A 15845-nucleotide genomic window follows, 5' to 3' on the forward strand; every position below is an offset into this window, starting at 1 on the left:
CCCTCGAGGGGGACTGAATTACTTCAGTTCCACCTTGGCGCCAGCTTCTTCCAGCTTCTTCTTGGCGGCTTCAGCGTCAGCCTTCGACAGGCCTTCCTTGACAGCCTTGGGAGCGGCTTCCACCAGGTCCTTGGCTTCCTTGAGGCCCAGGCCGGTGATTTCGCGCACAGCCTTGATGACCGACACCTTGTTCGCGCCGACATCAGCCAGCACGACGTTGAATTCGGTTTGCTCTTCCACTGCAGCAGCAGCGGCACCACCACCAGCGCCGGCCGGAGCGGCCATTGCTGCGGCGCTCACGCCGAACTTCTCTTCGATGGCTTTCACCAGGTCGTTGAGTTCCAGGACCGTCATGCTGTCGAGCGCGGTCAGAAATGCGTCTTTATCGAATGCCATTTTTGTTTCCTAACAATTGGGTTGAATATTTCAAACGCGAGGCTCAAGCGGCCTGCGCTTCTGCCGGTGCATCGGCGACGGGTGCAGCTTCGCCTTCGCCACGCTTCGCAGCCAGCGCCGCGAGAACGCGTGCCGTACGGGAAACGGGGGATTGCATCAAGCCCAGCAATTGGGACAGCAGCACTTCCTTGGAAGGGATGTTGGCCAGTTGCTTCACGCCGTTGACGTCCAGGGCCTTGCCGCCAAACGCGCCACCGCGAATCACCAACTTGTCGTTGGTCTTCGCGAAGTCGGCCACCACCTTGGCGGCGGCCACTGCGTCTTCGGAAAAGCCGTAGATCAGCGGACCGGTCATCTGGTCGCCGACGACTTCAAATGCGCTACCAGCGACAGCACGGCGTGCCAGCGTGTTCTTCAACACGCTGAGGGTCACACCCTTGCTGCGAGCTTCGCTGCGCAGTTTGGTCATATCGGCAACCGTGATGCCACGGTATTCCGCCATCACGAGCGTTTGAGCTTTAGCGGCGAGGCTGGTCACATCACTGATGACCGCTTCTTTCTCACTGCGATTCAGACTCAAGGTCTACTCCTTTTAATGCGATCTTCGGCCGGGGCCTCGGATCGCGCTTCATGCAGCGACCAACTGTTAGGAACAAAAAATCAAATTCCTTGATTCCTTGCAGTGGGATCGCCATCTGCGCTGGATACCGGAAGGATCGATCCGGCGATTAAGTGCAGCGCCCTGCACACCAGCGGTCTTGGATGGCTCGCGGCAACCGAAGCTGCCGCGACCCACCACATCCGCCCCGTCCTTTCGGACGGGGCAAATCTCTTTAGCTCGCCGAGATGGTTTGCGTGTCCACGCGGACACCCAGACCCATGGTCGACGACACAGCCACCTTGCGCAGGTACACACCCTTGCTGGTCGCCGGCTTGGCCTTGACCAGAGCGTCGATCAGCGCGGCGAGGTTGCCTTGCAGCTTGTCGGTGTCGAACGAGCGACGGCCGATCGTGCCGTGGATGATGCCGGCCTTGTCGACGCGGAACTGAACCTGGCCAGCCTTGGCGTTCTTCACAGCCGTGGCGACGTCCGGGGTCACCGTGCCAACCTTGGGGTTAGGCATCAGGCCACGCGGGCCGAGGATCTGACCGAGCGTACCGACGACGCGCATGGCGTCCGGTGCGGCGATCACGACGTCGAAAGGCATGTCGCCAGCCTTGACCATGGCAGCCAGGTCGTCCATGCCGACGATGTCGGCGCCGGCGGCCTTGGCTTCTTCAGCCTTGGCGCCTTGGGCGAACACAGCCACGCGCTTGGTCTTGCCGGTGCCGTTGGGCAGCACGACGGCGCCACGCACGACCTGGTCGGACTTCTTCGCGTCGATGCCGAGTTGCACGGCCACGTCGATCGATTCGTCGAACTTGGCGGTGGCGGCTTCCTTCACGAGACCGATGGCGTCAACGAGGGCGTACAGCTTGTTGCTGTCGACCTTGCCTTCGAGCGACTTTTGTTTCTTGGTGATCTTGGACATTTACACGCCCTCCACAGTCACGCCCATCGAACGGGCAGAGCCGGCGATGGTGCGAACAGCTGCATCCAGATCGGCAGCGGTCAAATCCTTCATCTTGGCCTTGGCGATCTCTTCGAGCTGAGCGCGCGTGATCTTGCCGACCTTGACGGATTGCGGCGTGGCCGAACCCTTGTCCAGCTTGATGGCCTTCTTGATCAAGGTGATCGCCGGGGGCGTCTTGATGATGAAGGTGAAGCTCTTGTCAGCGAACGCGGTGATGACCACCGGCAGCGGCAGACCCGGCTCGACGCCTTGGGTTTGCGCATTGAACGCCTTGCAGAACTCCATGATGTTCAAACCACGCTGGCCCAGTGCGGGACCGATGGGTGGTGACGGGTTGGCCTTACCAGCTGGGACTTGCAGCTTGATGAAGCCGACGATTTTTTTCGCCATGCTTTGCTCCTTGCGGGTGATATCGCCTTGGCCTTCGCCGCAGCTCCCCGGGGTTGAACGACTCTTCGATCAAGGCCGCGCACCGAGTCGGATAGCGCGCAGCCGGAAATGGGTTCGGGCCTTGCGGCCCGGGGCTCAGGTTTTTTCGACCTGGCTGAATTCGAGTTCGACGGGAGTGGAGCGGCCAAAGATCATGACCGACACGCTCACCTTGCTCTTCTCGTAGTTCACGTCTTCGACGGTGCCGTTGAAGTCCGTGAACGGGCCTTCCTTGACGCGCACGAACTCGCCGACGATGAACTCCACCTTGTGACGCGGCTTCTCGGTGCCCTGCTGCATCTGGCTGACGATGTCTTCGACCTCTTTTTGCGAGATCGGAGCCGGACGATTCTTGGCACCACCCACGAAGCCCGTCACCTTGTTGGTGTGCTTCACCAAGTGCCAGCTTTCGTCGTCCATGATCATTTCGACCAGCACGTAGCCCGGGAAGAAGCGGCGCTCGGTGGTGCGCTTCTGGCCGTTCTTGATTTCGACCACTTCTTCGGTCGGAACCAGGATGCGGCCGAACTTGTCCTGCATGCCGGCGCGGTTGATGCGCTCGAGGATGTTGCGCTCGACAGCCTTCTCCATGCCCGAATAGGCATGCACCACGTACCAACGCAGGTCAGGGTTGGCAGCGGGGGCCAGAATCGGAGTGTTTTCCTCTTCTGGCGTGGTTTCAACTACGTCGTCGGTCATTGCTTATTTTCTCCAGCCCAGAATGAGGTCGAAAAACACCCATTCGAGCGTCTTGTCGGTGAGCCAGAGGAAAACGGACATGATCGCCACGAAGGCGAACACATAAGCCGTCATCTGCATTGCTTCCTTGCGGGTCGGCCACACGACCTTCTTGACCTCGCGCCACGAGTCGCGGCCAAAAGCCCACAACTGACGGCCATTCTCCGAACTGCCAAAAGCACCCACTGCAGCAGCCAAGCCGACCAGCAGCGCCGCCCACTGGACCAGCGAGCCCTGGCGCGAGAGCAGGTAGAACGCCACGATGGCGCCCACGGCCAGCACGACAGCCACGGCCAGTTTGGCCTTGTCTGCGCCGGTGCTCACGGTTTCGATTTGAGAAGTGGCCATGGTTGGCTGATTTCCTGTGCCTTTCGGCCTTCAATTCAATGCGTCTCTTGAGACGCCGAAGCCCGTCGGGACGCGACGGGCTTTTTCGGGGTGCCACCTAGGTGGCAGGGGCAGTAGGAATCGAACCTACAACCTTCGGTTTTGGAGACCGACGCTCTGCCAATTGAGCTATACCCCTCCGGTACTCTTTACGCTTGGCTTAGATATCGAGGATCTTGGCCACGACGCCCGAACCCACGGTACGGCCGCCTTCACGGATGGCGAAGCGCAGGCCTTCTTCCATCGCGATCGGGTTGATCAGCTTGACGGTGATGCTGACGTTGTCGCCAGGCATGACCATTTCCTTGTCCTTGGGCAGCTCGATCGCGCCGGTCACGTCCGTCGTGCGGAAGTAGAACTGCGGACGGTAGTTGTTGAAGAACGGCGTGTGACGGCCACCTTCGTCCTTGGACAGCACATACACCTCGGCGGTGAAGTGCACGTGCGGCTTGATCGAGCCGGGCTTGCACAGCACTTGGCCGCGCTCGACTTCTTCGCGCTTGGTGCCGCGCAGCAGCACGCCGACGTTGTCGCCAGCCTGGCCTTGGTCCAGCAGCTTGCGGAACATTTCCACGCCGGTGCAGGTGGTCTTGACGGTCGGGCGGATGCCGACGATCTCGATTTCTTCACCGACCTTGATCACGCCACGCTCGACGGCGCCGGTCACAACAGTGCCGCGGCCCGAGATCGAGAACACGTCTTCGACGGGCATCAGGAACGTGCCGTCCACGGCGCGCTCAGGCGTCGGGATGTACGTGTCCAGCGCTTCGGCCAGCTTCATGATGGCTTCTTCGCCCAGCTTGCCCTTGTCGCCTTCCAGGGCGAGCTTGGCCGAGCCGTGGATGATGGGGGTGTCGTCGCCAGGGAACTCGTACTTGTCGAGCAGCTCGCGCACCTCCATTTCGACCAGCTCGAGCAGTTCGGCGTCGTCGACCATGTCGCACTTGTTCAGGAAGACGATGATGTAACCCACACCCACCTGGCGAGCCAGCAGGATGTGTTCACGCGTCTGGGGCATCGGGCCGTCAGCGGCCGAGCACACCAGGATCGCGCCGTCCATCTGCGCGGCGCCGGTGATCATGTTCTTCACATAGTCAGCGTGGCCGGGGCAGTCGACGTGAGCGTAGTGGCGGTTGGCCGTTTCGTACTCGACGTGGGCGGTGTTGATCGTGATGCCGCGAGCCTTTTCTTCAGGCGCTGCGTCGATCTGGTCGTAAGCCTTGGCTTCGCCGCCAAACTTGGCCGACAGAACGGTTGCGATTGCAGCCGTCAGCGTGGTCTTGCCGTGGTCAACGTGACCGATCGTGCCCACGTTCACGTGCGGCTTGGTGCGGGTGAATTTACCTTTTGCCATTTTTCGACTCCGAAAAAAACGATTTCAACGTATGCAGATGGGTTGCAAAGCTGCCGTTGCAACCCCCAAAAACTGGTGCCCTTTGCGGGAATCGGACCCGCGACCTCTCCCTTACCAAGGGAGTGCTCTACCACTGAGCCAAAAGGGCTTTATCTAACCAAATCGCTTTCCGGCGCCGAACCGGGTCTCTGGAGCGGGAGACGGGAATCGAACCCGCGTCATCAGCTTGGAAGGCTGGGGTTCTACCATTGAACTACTCCCGCATCGGGGGCACTTCAAGGCACCCAAAGCGCTAGATCCAATCGCTCTTAGAAACCAAATTCATCGCTGGTGGAGAGGGCTGGATTCGAACCAGCGTACTCGTAAGAGGGCAGATTTACAGTCTGCTGCCATTAACCACTCGGCCACCTCTCCGGCGAACCTCGAAATATAGCACGATTTTGTGACTACTCCGAAACCTCAGCATCCAGAAGATGCGGAAGAACCGTTCAAGGTGAGCCTCCGATTATCGCCCAAGTTCACCCCTGCGATTGCTGCGCCTCCCGCCACGCACGCGCTTCGCCAAAATGACCACAGCCGATGAACGGCACGGGCGGGCGCAAGGCCGAAAGTGGCGACGGATGATTCGACATCAGCACCTTATGGCGCCCAACGTCAATCAACGCGCGCTTACTCTGGGCATGCGAACCCCATAGCATAAAAACAACAGGCTTCTCGCCGCCTGAAACACGCCGGATGACGGCATCCGTCAGCACTTCCCAGCCACGTCCCGCATGACTGGCCGGCTGGGCCTCTTCAACCGTCAGGCAGGTGTTGAGCAGCAGCACGCCATGGGTCGCCCACTTCACCAGGCTGCCGCCAGGATTGGGAAACGGCGGCGGGGCCGTGCCCAAGTCGCGCTGCAGCTCTTTGAAGATATTTCGAAGCGACGGCGGCAGTGCCACACCGGGCGCCACCGAGAACGCCAGCCCTTCGGCCTGGCCGCGCCCGTGGTACGGGTCCTGGCCCAGGATGACCACGCGCACGTCCTCGGGCGGCGTCAGTTCCAGCGCCCGCAGCGGCTGCGGCGGAAAGACCACCGCACCGGCATCGAGGCGCTCGCGCAGGAACCCCTGCAATTTCTGCCCGACCGCACCAGCGAAGAACTCATCGACCAGCGGCTGCCAGCCCGGCGCCACCGGCCAATCGGCAGGATCGCTGCTCGACAGCTGATCGGGCCGGCTCATTTGAACAACGCAGCGAGGGCCTCGCCGGGTTCCTTGGCACGCATGAACGCTTCGCCGACCAGGAAGGCATTGACGCCCGCCGCACGCAGCTTGGCGACGTCTTCGCGCGTGCCGATGCCCGATTCGGTCACTGGCAATCGGTCGGCCGGCAGCCTGGGCAGCAGATCGATGGTGGCCTGGATCGACACCTCGAAATTGCGCAGATTGCGATTGTTGACGCCGACCAGCGCCGTGTTGAGCTTCAGCGCGCGGTCGAGTTCGGCCGCGTCGTGCACCTCGACCAGCACCGCCATGCCCAGTCCGCGCGCAATGGCTTCGTAGTCCTTCATCTGCGCATCGTCCAGGCACGCGGCGATCAGCAGGATGGCATCGGCACCCATCGCGCGCGACTCGTACACCTGGTACGCATCGACGATGAAGTCCTTGCGCAGCACCGGCAGGTCGCACGAAGCACGCGCCTGCTTGAGATAGTCCACGCTGCCCTGAAAGAACTGCTTGTCGGTCAGCACCGAAAGGCAGGCCGCGCTGATCTCGCCATCGCCTTCCGCATAGCTTTGCGCGATGTCCGCCGGAATGAAGTCTTCACGCAGCACGCCCTTGCTCGGGCTGGCCTTCTTGACTTCGGCGATCACGGCGGCGTGGCCGGCCGTGATCTTCGCGCGCAGCGCGGCTTCGAAGTCACGCGTGAGCACGCGGCTTTCGGCGTCGAAGCGAACAGCTTCGAGCGACGCACGCTTCTGCGCAGCCGCAATCTCCTGGCGCTTGACGGCAACGATCTTGTCGAGGATGTCTGACATGGCTTGTTCTGCTTTCGGGTTTTCTCGGATCAGACGGTCGCGGAGGCTTTGACCAGCTCCGCCAGCTTGGCTTTCGCAGCACCGGAGGCCACGACTGCACGCGAGCGATCCACGCCCGCCGCCACCGAATCGACCACGTTCGCCGCATACAGCGCCGCGCCGGCGTTGAGCAGCACGATGTCGAGCGCGGGGCCGGCCTGGTTGTCGAGCACGCCCAGCAGCATCGCCTTCGACTGCTCTGGCGTTTCCACGCGCAACGCGCGGTTGCTCGACATCGCGAAGCCGAAGTCCTCGGGGTGCAACTCGTACTCACGAATCTCGCCGTCCTTCAGCTCGCCCACCAGGGTGGCGCCGCCGAGTGAAATCTCGTCCATGCCGTCGCGCCCATAGACAACCATTGCATGCTCGGTGCCGAGCCGCTGCAGCGCACGCACCTGGATGCCCACGAGGTCGGCGTGGAACACGCCCATCAGGATGTTCGGTGCGCCCGCCGGGTTGGTCAGCGGCCCGAGGATGTTGAAGATGGTCTTGATGCCCAGCTCCTTGCGCACCGGCGCGACATTTTTCATCGCGGGATGGTGGTTCGGCGCGAACATGAAGCCGATGCCGACCTGCTCGATGGAGCGCGCGATCTGCTCGGGCTTCAGGTTGATGTTGACGCCCAGCGCCTCCAGCACGTCGGCACTGCCCGACTTGCTCGACACGCTGCGCCCGCCGTGCTTACTGACCTTTGCGCCCGCCGCGGCCGCAACGAACATCGAGCAGGTCGAGATGTTGAAGGTGTGCGAACCGTCGCCACCGGTGCCGACGATGTCCACCAGATTCGTGGTGTCCTTGACGGGCACCTTGGTCGACACCTCGCGCATGACCTGCGCGGCAGCGGTGATCTCGCCGATGGTTTCCTTCTTCACACGCAGGCCGGTGATCAGCGCGGCCATCATCACGGGCGAACACTCGCCGCTCATGATGAGCCGCACGATGTGCAGCATCTCGTCGTGGAAGACTTCGCGGTGCTCGATGGTGCGCTGCAGCGCTTCCTGGGGGGTGATCATGGGGAGTCTCCTCGGTAGGTGTCAGTGGCCGATGCGAACGGCCGGCGCGTCGGTGAACGCGAGCTTGAGGCCGAAGCCGATGAACAGGACGCCGGCCACGCGGTCGAGCCAGTGCATGCCCTTCTGCACGGCGCCGCGATGCGCCATCCAGCCCGCTGCCAGCGCCCATCCCACGTTGACCGGGATCGCGTTGAGGTTGAACAACACGCCCAGCAGCACGAAGTACAGCGCCTTGTTGTCGGCAGCAGGGGCAATGAACTGCGGCACGAAGGCCAGGAAGAACAACGCCACCTTGGGGTTGAGCACGTTGGTCCAGAAGCCGCCGAGAAAGATCGCCTTGAGGCTGCGCTCCCCGCCCACTGCGGCCGCCGCCGCATCGAGATCGGCAGGCGGCTTGGCACGCGAAAGCACCATGCGCACGCCGAGGTAGAGCAGGTAGGCGGCGCCGATGTACTTGAGCACGGTGAAGGCCGTCGCGGAAGTCGCCATCAGGGTGCCGACGCCCACTGCCGCGGCAAAGATGTGAACGAAGCAGCCGGCCGTGATGCCGAGCCCGGCCACGATGCCTGCGCGCACGCCGGAGCGCAGCGAGTTCGTCACGACGTAGAGCACGTCAGGCCCCGGCGTCAGGTTCAGCAGCCAGCCGGCGGCGATGAAGGCGAGCAGATGCGGAAGATCAGGCATCGTGGCTCCCGTGGGTCAGGCGTTGAAGAAGCCGCGAATCGCGGCTACGGCGCGGTCGACACCGGCCGCATCCACATCGAGATGCGTCACGAAGCGCAGGCGATACAGCCCCGTCGCAAGAATGCCCTGCTGGTTGAGGCTCGCGATCAGCTCCGACGAACGCGCCTGCGCCGCACCCGTGAGGTCGGCGAAGACGATGTTCGTGTGCGGCGCTTCGACCGTCAGGCCTTCGATGCCTTCGAGCCCCTGTGCCAGACGCTGCGCCAGCGCATGGTCGTCCGCCAGGCGATCGACATGGTGGTCGAGCGCATGCGAAGCCGCGGCCGCCAACAGGCCTGCCTGACGCATGCCGCCGCCGGCCATCTTGCGGATGCGATGCGCCCGCGCGATGAACTCGCGCGAACCGACCAGTGCCGAGCCGATGGGCGCGCCCAGGCCCTTGCTGAAGCAGACCGACACGCTGTCGAAGCACTGCGCGATGCGGCGTGCTTCCGCGCGGATGTCGCTGCGCTTGTTCTGCGCGGCCTGCGCCGTTGCGGCATTGAAGAGGCGCGCGCCGTCCAGGTGCCGCTGCAGCCCCTTGCTTTTCGCAAGATCGGTCGCGGCCTGCACGTAGTCGAACGGCAGCAGCTTGCCGCCCAGCGTGTTCTCCAGCGCCAGCAGCTTCGTGCGCGCGAAGTGCGCGTCGTCGGGCTTGATGGCCGCTTCGATCTGCGCGAGCGGCAGCGTGCCGTCGGGCGCATGGTCAAGCGGCTGCGGCTGCACGCTGCCGAACACCGCCGCGCCGCCGCCTTCCCAGCGGTAGCAATGCGCCTGCTGGCCCACGATGTATTCGTCGCCGCGACCGCAGTGCGACAGGATCGCGCACAGGTTGCTCTGCGTGCCGGTCGGCACGAACAGCGCCGCCTCGAAGCCCAGCAGCGCGGCGATCTTTTCCTGCAGCGCGTTGACGCTCGGGTCGGTGCCGAAGACGTCGTCGCCCAGCGGCGCGGCCATCATGGCCTCGCGCATCGCGGGCGTGGGTTGCGTGACGGTGTCGCTGCGCAGGTCGACGAGAGGAGAGGTGCGATCGGTCATGGTGGGTCAGTCCAGGAAGTTCTTGAGCATGGCGTGGCCGTGCTCGGTGAGGATCGATTCAGGATGAAACTGCACGCCTTCGATGCGCACGTCATGCGCAAACCCGGTGTGCCGCACGCCCATGATCTCGCCATCGTCGGTCCACGCGGTGACAGCCAGTGCCTTCGGGCAGCTCTCGCGCTCGATCGACAACGAGTGGTACCGGTTGACGATGAACTTCTCGGGCAGCCGCGCGAACACGCCCTCTTGCGTGGTCGTGATCTCGCTGGTCTTGCCATGCATCAGTTGCTGTGCGCGCACGATCTTTCCGCCGAAGGCCGCGCCGATGGCCTGGTGGCCCAGGCACACGCCAAGAATGGGCAGCTTGCCCGCGAAGGCCTCGATGGCCGCCACCGACACACCCGCTTCCGCCGGCGAGCAAGGCCCTGGAGACACCACGAGCCGCGTGACACCCGAGGCGATCAGCTCGCCGATCTGCGCCACCGTGATCTCGTCGTTGCGATGCACCTGCACATCCGCACCCAGCTCGCCGAAGTACTGGACGATGTTGTAGGTGAAGCTGTCGTAGTTGTCGATCATCAGCAGTTTCATGGCTTGCTCACAATCCGGTGCACGCCCTTCACCACGGGAAAGACGTTGAAGTTGATCAGCAGGCCCAGCTTGAGGCCCGACAGCCGCAGCGCGGCCAGCACCTGCGAACGATGCAGGTCGGTCAGCACATCGACCGCCTTGAGCTCGACGATGACCGACTGCTCGATCACGAAGCCCGCACGGTATACCTCGCCCAGCGAGCGGCCCTTGTAGGTGGCCGACAGCGCCACGTCGCGCGTGAAGCCGATCTCGCGCTCGGCGAGTTCGATGGCCAGCGCGGCGGCGTAGGCGCCCTCGTCGAGCCCCGTGCCGAGCACGCGCTGCACCTCGACGGCGGCGCCGATGATCTCGTGCGAAAAGTCGTTCTGAATATCGGGTGCGGTGCTCATTCCAGGCCTTCCTCGACCAGTTCGGCGGCGCGCAGAAGTGCGCGCGCCTTGGCCTCTGTTTCTTTCCATTCCAGCTCGGGCACCGAGTCGGCGACCACGCCGGCTGCCGCTTGCACGTGCAACATCTGGTCTTTCACGATGCCGGTGCGGATCGCGATGGCCACATCCATGTCGCCCGCGTAGCTGATGTAGCCGCAGGCGCCGCCGTAGAGGCCGCGCTTGGTGGGCTCCAACTGGTCGATGAGTTCCATCGCATGCACCTTGGGCGCGCCGGTCAGCGTGCCCGCGGGGAACGTGGCCTTGAGCACGTCGATGGCGGTCATGCCGTCCTTCAGCGTGCCTTCGACGTTGCTCACGATGTGCATCACATGGCTGTAGCGTTCAACCGCGAAGGCTTCCGTCACCTTGACGGTGCCGGTCTTGGCGATGCGGCCGATGTCGTTGCGCGCGAGGTCGATCAGCATGACGTGCTCGGCGCGCTCCTTCGGGTCGTTGATGAGTTCCACCTCGGCCGCCTTGTCGAGTTCGAGCGACGCGCCGCGCGGACGCGTGCCGGCCAGCGGGCGGATGGTGATCTTCTGTTCGCCGTCGTCCGTGTTCTCCTGGCGCACCAGGATCTCGGGCGATGCGCCCACCACGTGGAAATCGCCCAGGTTGTAGTAGTACATGTAGGGCGACGGATTCAGCGAACGCAGCGCGCGGTACAGCGACAGCGGCGACTCGGTGTAGCGCTTGCTGATGCGCTGGCCCACCTGCACCTGCATGAAGTCGCCGGCGGCGATCATTTCCTTGGCACGCTCGACGGCCGCGATGTAGTCGGCCTTGGCAAAGCTGCGCTCGGGCGGATGCGGCTGCGTGGGCTTCACGACGGGCGCGCTCACCGAGTACTTGAGCTTTTCCTTCAGCTCGCGCAGGCGGCGTTTGCCCACGGCATAGGCCTCGGGCTGCTTCGGATCGGCATAGACGATCAGGTAGAGCTTGCCCGAGAGGTTGTCGATGACGGCCAGTTCCTCGCACTGCAGCAGCAGGATGTCGGGGCAGCCCAGCGCATCGGGCGGACAGCTCTTTTCGAGCTTGCGCTCGATGTGGCGCACGGTGTCGTAGCCGAAGTAGCCGGCAAGGCCGCCGCAGAAACGCGGCAGGCCGGGCCGCAGTGCGACCTTGAAGCGCTTCTGGTAGGCCGCGACAAAGTCGAGCGGGTTGCCGGCGGCGGTTTCAACCACCTGGCCATCGGTCACCACTTCGGTCTTGGCGTCGGCGCCGAAGCCGGTGGCGCACAGCAGCGTGCGGGCGGGCAATCCGATGAAGCTGTAGCGGCCGAAGCGCTCGCCGCCCACTACGGATTCGAGCAGGAAGCTGTGCTTGCCGCCGCCCTGCGAATGGGCCAGCTTGAGGTAAAGGGAAAGAGGCGTTTCGAGGTCGGCAAAGGCCTCGGCCATCAGCGGAATACGGTTGTAGCCCTGGGCGCTGAGGCTCTTGAATTCAAGTTCGGTGATCACGGATTCGTTCTCCAATTGCCGCCCGGCGCTCCTTTGGCCGGTGACAAGGTCATTCACGGGTGGTCCGGCGTCGTGGTGTGCGTCGACTCGGAACCGCGGGCGCACGGCGTGCGCCGTGCAATCAAACAGTCAGCGATGTATGGCGACGCCAGGGCCAGGCTCCCCGGCTGCCTTCACCTGTTTGATTGATGTGATGAACGAACATGGAAGGCCGAGTTTAGCCCACGAAAACGCGCGGGCGTGCAACAGAAGCCATCTTGGGCCAGCTTCAGGGTTCCTCCGGGGACGGGGTCATAAAACGAAAAGATACATTCGCACGACCGTTCGCAAATTCCAGGAGGCTCACTTGCTCGCACTCTCGTTCCCGATCGTGTTCTCCCCTTTCTCCGCGTTCTCTCGCCTGGCCGTGCTGGCCTGCCTTGCCAGCGCGCTCGGCGCCTCGGCCGCACAGGTCGACGTCGCCGGCGTCAAGCTCGAAGACCGCATGGATCTGCGCGGCAGCCCCTTGGTGCTGAACGGCGCGGGCATTCGCTACAAGGCCATCTTCAAGGTCTACACGGCCGGGCTGTACGTGGGCAAGAAGGTGTCGACGACCGAAGAGGCATTGGCCACGCCGGGCCCCAAGCGCGTGGCCATCACGATGCTGCGCGACATCGACGCCAACGAACTCGGCAAGCTCTTCACCAAGGGGGTGGAAGAGAACTCGCCCAAGAGCGAAATGGTCAACCTGATCCCGGGCCTGCTGCGCATGGGGCAGATGTTCGCGGACCAGAAACAGCTCAAGACCGGCGACACCTTCACCATCGACTGGCTGCCGGGCACTGGCACGGTGATCACCGTGCGCGGCGTGGCGCAGCCCGATCCGGTGAAGGAGCCGGCCTTCTTCAATGCGCTGCTGCGCATCTGGCTGGGCCCGAACCCGGCCGACTGGAAACTGAAGGACGCGCTGCTCGGCAAACAGTAGGCGCCCGCCCCTTTTCTTTAAACCGCAGTCGCCGAGAGTTCAGCCAGCGAATCCACGAAGCCGTCCGCATCCACGCCGCGCACCGGCTCGCCGTGGTTGTAGCCATAGCTGACCAGCACCACCGGGCAACCCGCCGCGCGTGCGGCACGCGCGTCGTTGCTCGAGTCGCCGACCATCAGCGTTCGCGCCGGCACCGTGCCCAGCGCCTCACAGGTCTTCAACAGTGGCAGCGGATCGGGCTTCTTGCGCTCGAAGGCATCGCCACCGAACACCAGTTCGAAGAAACCGTCGAGCCCCTTCGCAGCCAGCAGCGGCTTGGCGAACGAGGTCGGCTTGTTGGTAAGGCAGGCCAACCGAAGGCCGCGCGCACGCAGCGCATTCAGTCCTGCGATCACGCCCGGGTACACCGCGGAATGCTGGCCGTTGATGGCCAGGTAGTGGTGCTGGTAGCGCTCCCAGGCGCGGTCGAACAGCGCCTCGGCCTTCGCCTTCAGCGCGCCCGTTTCGGTGGCCGAGGGCGTGGCGCCGGCAGGCGTCATCACATGCATGAGCGCGGAAAGAATCAGGTGCTCCGAACCCTTGCCCACCATCACTTCGATGGCGGCCGGCGCGACGTGAGGCAGCGAGAGATCGTCAAGCATGCGGTTGAGCGACGCGGCGAAATCGCCGAGCGTGTCGACCATGGTGCCGTCGAGGTCGACGATGGCGGCGTCGAAGCGGGAGAGGTCGAAGCTGGAAGAGTTCAAGACACACAAACAGAGTTGAAAAACTGTCCGTCAACTTAACAGAGCCGCAGACCGCGCTCGATCGCGTCCGGCCCCCCGCACTGCTTCTCTATTAATTCTTCTTAATTAAGTTAGTAGTAGTAGATAGGGGTAAACCCCTCCTGTGGACAGCGTGCATTTCCCCTTGGCTGACAACAACTTGTCATGCCTGCACCACTGTGGGCACCTGTGCTTTCGGGGACGACTTGAAAAGAGAACAACTTCAGGGCCGCCGATCCAACTGTGGATAACCGCAGCCTTGTGCCAAAACTGTCCCCAGAGTTTTCCCTTGGGAGCGGCGCCGCATGAAAGACCGCCTCATGGCGTTCTGAAATTGCTGCGCAAACGGGCGGCTCAACGCCCGCCAGTTTTCTCCACCTGTTCAATGACCCTGGCCATGCGCCCAACGAGTTCGTCGGCCCGCTCGGGCGGCAATCCCGCATAACCGAGCACGAACCCGTTGTAGTGCGTCCCCGCCGTACCCGGAAGACAGAACGGACTCAACGGCCGCAGGCCCAACCCTTGAGCGCGCGCTGCGCGGCTGACGACCACATCGGCAACAGGCGCTTCGAGCCGCACCGACAAATGCATGCCACCCGCACCGCCAGAAACGGTGACGACCCCGTGAAGGTGCCGCTGCAGCGCCGCCTGCAATGCCTCGCGGCGCCCGGCATAGAGCTGCCGCATGCGGCGCAGGTGCAGCGTGAACTGGCCGCTTTCGATGAAGTCCGCCAACGCGATCTGTTCCGCGAGCCGCCCGCGCATTCCAGCGGCGGAGATGGTGGACAGCAATGCCGGAGCCACCGCGGCAGGCACGACCATGAAGCCCAGGCGAAGCGCGGGGAACAGCGTCTTGCTGAATGTGCCGACGTAGATCACCGGCGCGTTCGCATCCAGTCCCTGCACGGCCGACAACGGAACGCCCGCGCTTCGGAACTCGCTGTCGTAGTCGTCTTCGATCAGCCACGCGCCAGCCTCGCGCGCCTGCCGGATCAGCGCCAGCCGTCGCTCCAGGCTCATCATGGCGCCCAGCGGGTACTGGTGCGAAGGCGTGATGTAGATCAGGCGAGGCGGCGTCGCGCGCCAATCCTCTGCATGAGGTGCCAGGCCTTCGCTGTCGACGCCGATGGGGACCAGCCGGAGGTCGGCCGCCTGGAACGCGGCGCGGGCGCCCGGGTAGCCGGGGTTCTCGATCCACACCGTGTCGCCCGCATCGGCCAGCGTGCGGGCGCACAGTTCCAGGCTCCCCTGGGACCCGTCTGAAATGAAGACCTGCTCCGCCTCGCAGCGCACGCCTCGCGACACGCGCAGGTACTGCGCAATCGCCTGTCGCAGCGGCAGGTAGCCCTGCACGGGCGCATAGCCCAACTGCCGGGCATCGGCCTGGTGCCAGGCCCGCTCCATGCAGCGCCGCCAGGCGGCCAGCGGAAATTCGTCCAGTGCCGGCATGCCTGGCCACAAGGGCAGCGACCGGTTCGCGTCGTCCTGCTCGCCCTGCAGGGCCATCGCACGGCGTGCCAGCGGCGCTGCGGGCGCGCGCGTCGCGTCGTGCGCGGTGGTGCCCGTGCCGCTTGCGAGTCCAACGCGCGCAACACGGGTGCCATGGCGGGAGCCGACCAGGAATCCTTCCGCGCTCAGGTGTTCGTAGGCATAGAGCACGGAGTTGCGGGCCATGCCGAGTTGCTCGGCCAGGGTTCGCGTGGACGGGAGCCGCGCCCCTTCGCCGATCTTTCCGCCGAGGATCGCCCACCGGAGGCAGGCGTACAGGCGATGCTGCCGGGTCGCGGGGCCCTGCGGGTCTTCACGCGCGAAGGCGGCGAGCAGTGCGCTGTAGTCCATGGTGGCTCCATCGATCCTTGTTTTGGTGGGTCTATGCATGATGCCACCGGGTGTCTAAGGTCGTGGGGTCCAGTCCTAGTGATCC

18 protein-coding genes and 4 tRNA genes are annotated in these 15845 nt (G+C 63.9%); 1 reads left to right on the plus strand and 21 read right to left on the minus strand.

The window, feature by feature from the left end; translation table 11 throughout:
- Positions 1–18 precede the first annotated feature (18 nt).
- From rplL to trpE, 19 genes are all read right to left on the minus strand, one after another.
- On the minus strand, positions 19–396 hold the full coding sequence (gene rplL, locus ACSFB7_RS08775) for a 50S ribosomal protein L7/L12 (RefSeq protein WP_435469073.1): 378 nt from the start codon (positions 394–396) through the stop codon (positions 19–21).
- Positions 397–439: 43 nt separating this feature from the next.
- Entirely contained in the window at positions 440–976 is a 537-nt protein-coding gene (rplJ, locus tag ACSFB7_RS08780; RefSeq protein ID WP_176659880.1) for a 50S ribosomal protein L10, read from the minus strand.
- A gap of 253 nt (positions 977–1229) precedes the next feature.
- Positions 1230–1928 (minus strand): 50S ribosomal protein L1, encoded by a 699-nt coding sequence (gene rplA, locus ACSFB7_RS08785; protein WP_435469075.1) that lies wholly within the window; start codon positions 1926–1928, stop codon positions 1230–1232.
- A complete protein-coding gene (rplK, locus tag ACSFB7_RS08790; RefSeq protein ID WP_187113694.1) occupies positions 1929–2360 on the minus strand; it encodes a 50S ribosomal protein L11 in 432 nt (143 codons plus the stop codon).
- A 135-nt stretch (positions 2361–2495) separates the two neighbouring features.
- Positions 2496–3098: a transcription termination/antitermination protein NusG gene (gene nusG / locus ACSFB7_RS08795; protein ID WP_124460247.1), complete on the minus strand. Its 603-nt coding sequence runs from the start codon at positions 3096–3098 to the stop codon at positions 2496–2498.
- 3 nt (positions 3099–3101) lie between these two features.
- Positions 3102–3485 carry a preprotein translocase subunit SecE gene (gene secE, locus ACSFB7_RS08800; RefSeq protein ID WP_187113693.1) on the minus strand — a complete coding sequence of 128 codons (384 nt, stop codon included), beginning with the start codon at positions 3483–3485 and terminating at the stop codon, positions 3102–3104.
- Between the two features lie 102 nt (positions 3486–3587).
- A tRNA-Trp gene (locus ACSFB7_RS08805) sits at positions 3588–3663 on the minus strand.
- A gap of 21 nt (positions 3664–3684) precedes the next feature.
- A complete protein-coding gene (tuf, locus tag ACSFB7_RS08810; protein WP_013539103.1) occupies positions 3685–4878 on the minus strand; it encodes an elongation factor Tu in 1194 nt (397 codons plus the stop codon).
- Between the two features lie 73 nt (positions 4879–4951).
- A tRNA-Thr gene (locus tag ACSFB7_RS08815) sits at positions 4952–5026 on the minus strand.
- 41 nt (positions 5027–5067) lie between these two features.
- Positions 5068–5141: transfer RNA gene (locus ACSFB7_RS08820), tRNA-Gly, on the minus strand.
- Positions 5142–5206: 65 nt separating this feature from the next.
- Positions 5207–5292, minus strand: a tRNA-Tyr gene (locus ACSFB7_RS08825).
- A gap of 104 nt (positions 5293–5396) precedes the next feature.
- Positions 5397–6104, minus strand: a complete 708-nt coding sequence (locus ACSFB7_RS08830) for a uracil-DNA glycosylase (RefSeq protein WP_435469079.1) — start codon at positions 6102–6104, stop codon at positions 5397–5399.
- Positions 6101–6901: an indole-3-glycerol phosphate synthase TrpC gene (gene trpC / locus ACSFB7_RS08835; protein WP_435469081.1), complete on the minus strand. Its 801-nt coding sequence runs from the start codon at positions 6899–6901 to the stop codon at positions 6101–6103. Before trpC ends, ACSFB7_RS08830 begins: the two co-directional genes overlap by 4 nt.
- A 29-nt stretch (positions 6902–6930) precedes the next feature.
- Positions 6931–7953, minus strand: a complete 1023-nt coding sequence (gene trpD / locus ACSFB7_RS08840) for an anthranilate phosphoribosyltransferase (protein WP_435469083.1) — start codon at positions 7951–7953, stop codon at positions 6931–6933.
- A gap of 21 nt (positions 7954–7974) precedes the next feature.
- Positions 7975–8637 carry a LysE family translocator gene (locus tag ACSFB7_RS08845; RefSeq protein WP_435469085.1) on the minus strand — a complete coding sequence of 221 codons (663 nt, stop codon included), beginning with the start codon at positions 8635–8637 and terminating at the stop codon, positions 7975–7977.
- 15 nt (positions 8638–8652) lie between these two features.
- The gene (gene ltaE / locus ACSFB7_RS08850; RefSeq protein WP_435469087.1) at positions 8653–9714 is read right to left on the minus strand and encodes a low-specificity L-threonine aldolase; all 1062 of its coding nucleotides are present in this window, start codon (positions 9712–9714) and stop codon (positions 8653–8655) included.
- Positions 9715–9720: 6 nt separating this feature from the next.
- Positions 9721–10305, minus strand: coding sequence for an aminodeoxychorismate/anthranilate synthase component II (locus ACSFB7_RS08855; RefSeq protein ID WP_435469089.1), 585 nt, complete (start codon positions 10303–10305; stop codon positions 9721–9723).
- A complete protein-coding gene (locus ACSFB7_RS08860) occupies positions 10302–10694 on the minus strand; it encodes a GxxExxY protein (RefSeq protein ID WP_435469091.1) in 393 nt (130 codons plus the stop codon). The genes ACSFB7_RS08855 and ACSFB7_RS08860 overlap by 4 nt, the downstream gene beginning before the upstream one ends.
- Positions 10691–12193 (minus strand): anthranilate synthase component I, encoded by a 1503-nt coding sequence (gene trpE, locus ACSFB7_RS08865; protein ID WP_435469093.1) that lies wholly within the window; start codon positions 12191–12193, stop codon positions 10691–10693. Before trpE ends, ACSFB7_RS08860 begins: the two co-directional genes overlap by 4 nt.
- A gap of 346 nt (positions 12194–12539) precedes the next feature.
- On the opposite strand from trpE, the gene ACSFB7_RS08870 reads away from it, so the two are divergent.
- A complete protein-coding gene (locus ACSFB7_RS08870) occupies positions 12540–13157 on the plus strand; it encodes a chalcone isomerase family protein (protein ID WP_435469095.1) in 618 nt (205 codons plus the stop codon).
- 17 nt (positions 13158–13174) lie between these two features.
- Here the strand turns inward: ACSFB7_RS08870 and ACSFB7_RS08875 are convergent, their stop codons facing one another.
- Positions 13175–13840, minus strand: coding sequence for an HAD family hydrolase (locus tag ACSFB7_RS08875; RefSeq protein ID WP_435469955.1), 666 nt, complete (start codon positions 13838–13840; stop codon positions 13175–13177).
- 435 nt (positions 13841–14275) lie between these two features.
- Positions 14276–15760 (minus strand): MocR-like pyridoxine biosynthesis transcription factor PdxR, encoded by a 1485-nt coding sequence (gene pdxR, locus ACSFB7_RS08880; RefSeq protein ID WP_435469097.1) that lies wholly within the window; start codon positions 15758–15760, stop codon positions 14276–14278.
- Between the last annotated feature and the right edge of the window lie 85 nt (positions 15761–15845).

This window comes from Variovorax raffinosi, from assembly GCF_051216615.1.
Taxonomy (GTDB): domain Bacteria; phylum Pseudomonadota; class Gammaproteobacteria; order Burkholderiales; family Burkholderiaceae_C; genus Variovorax.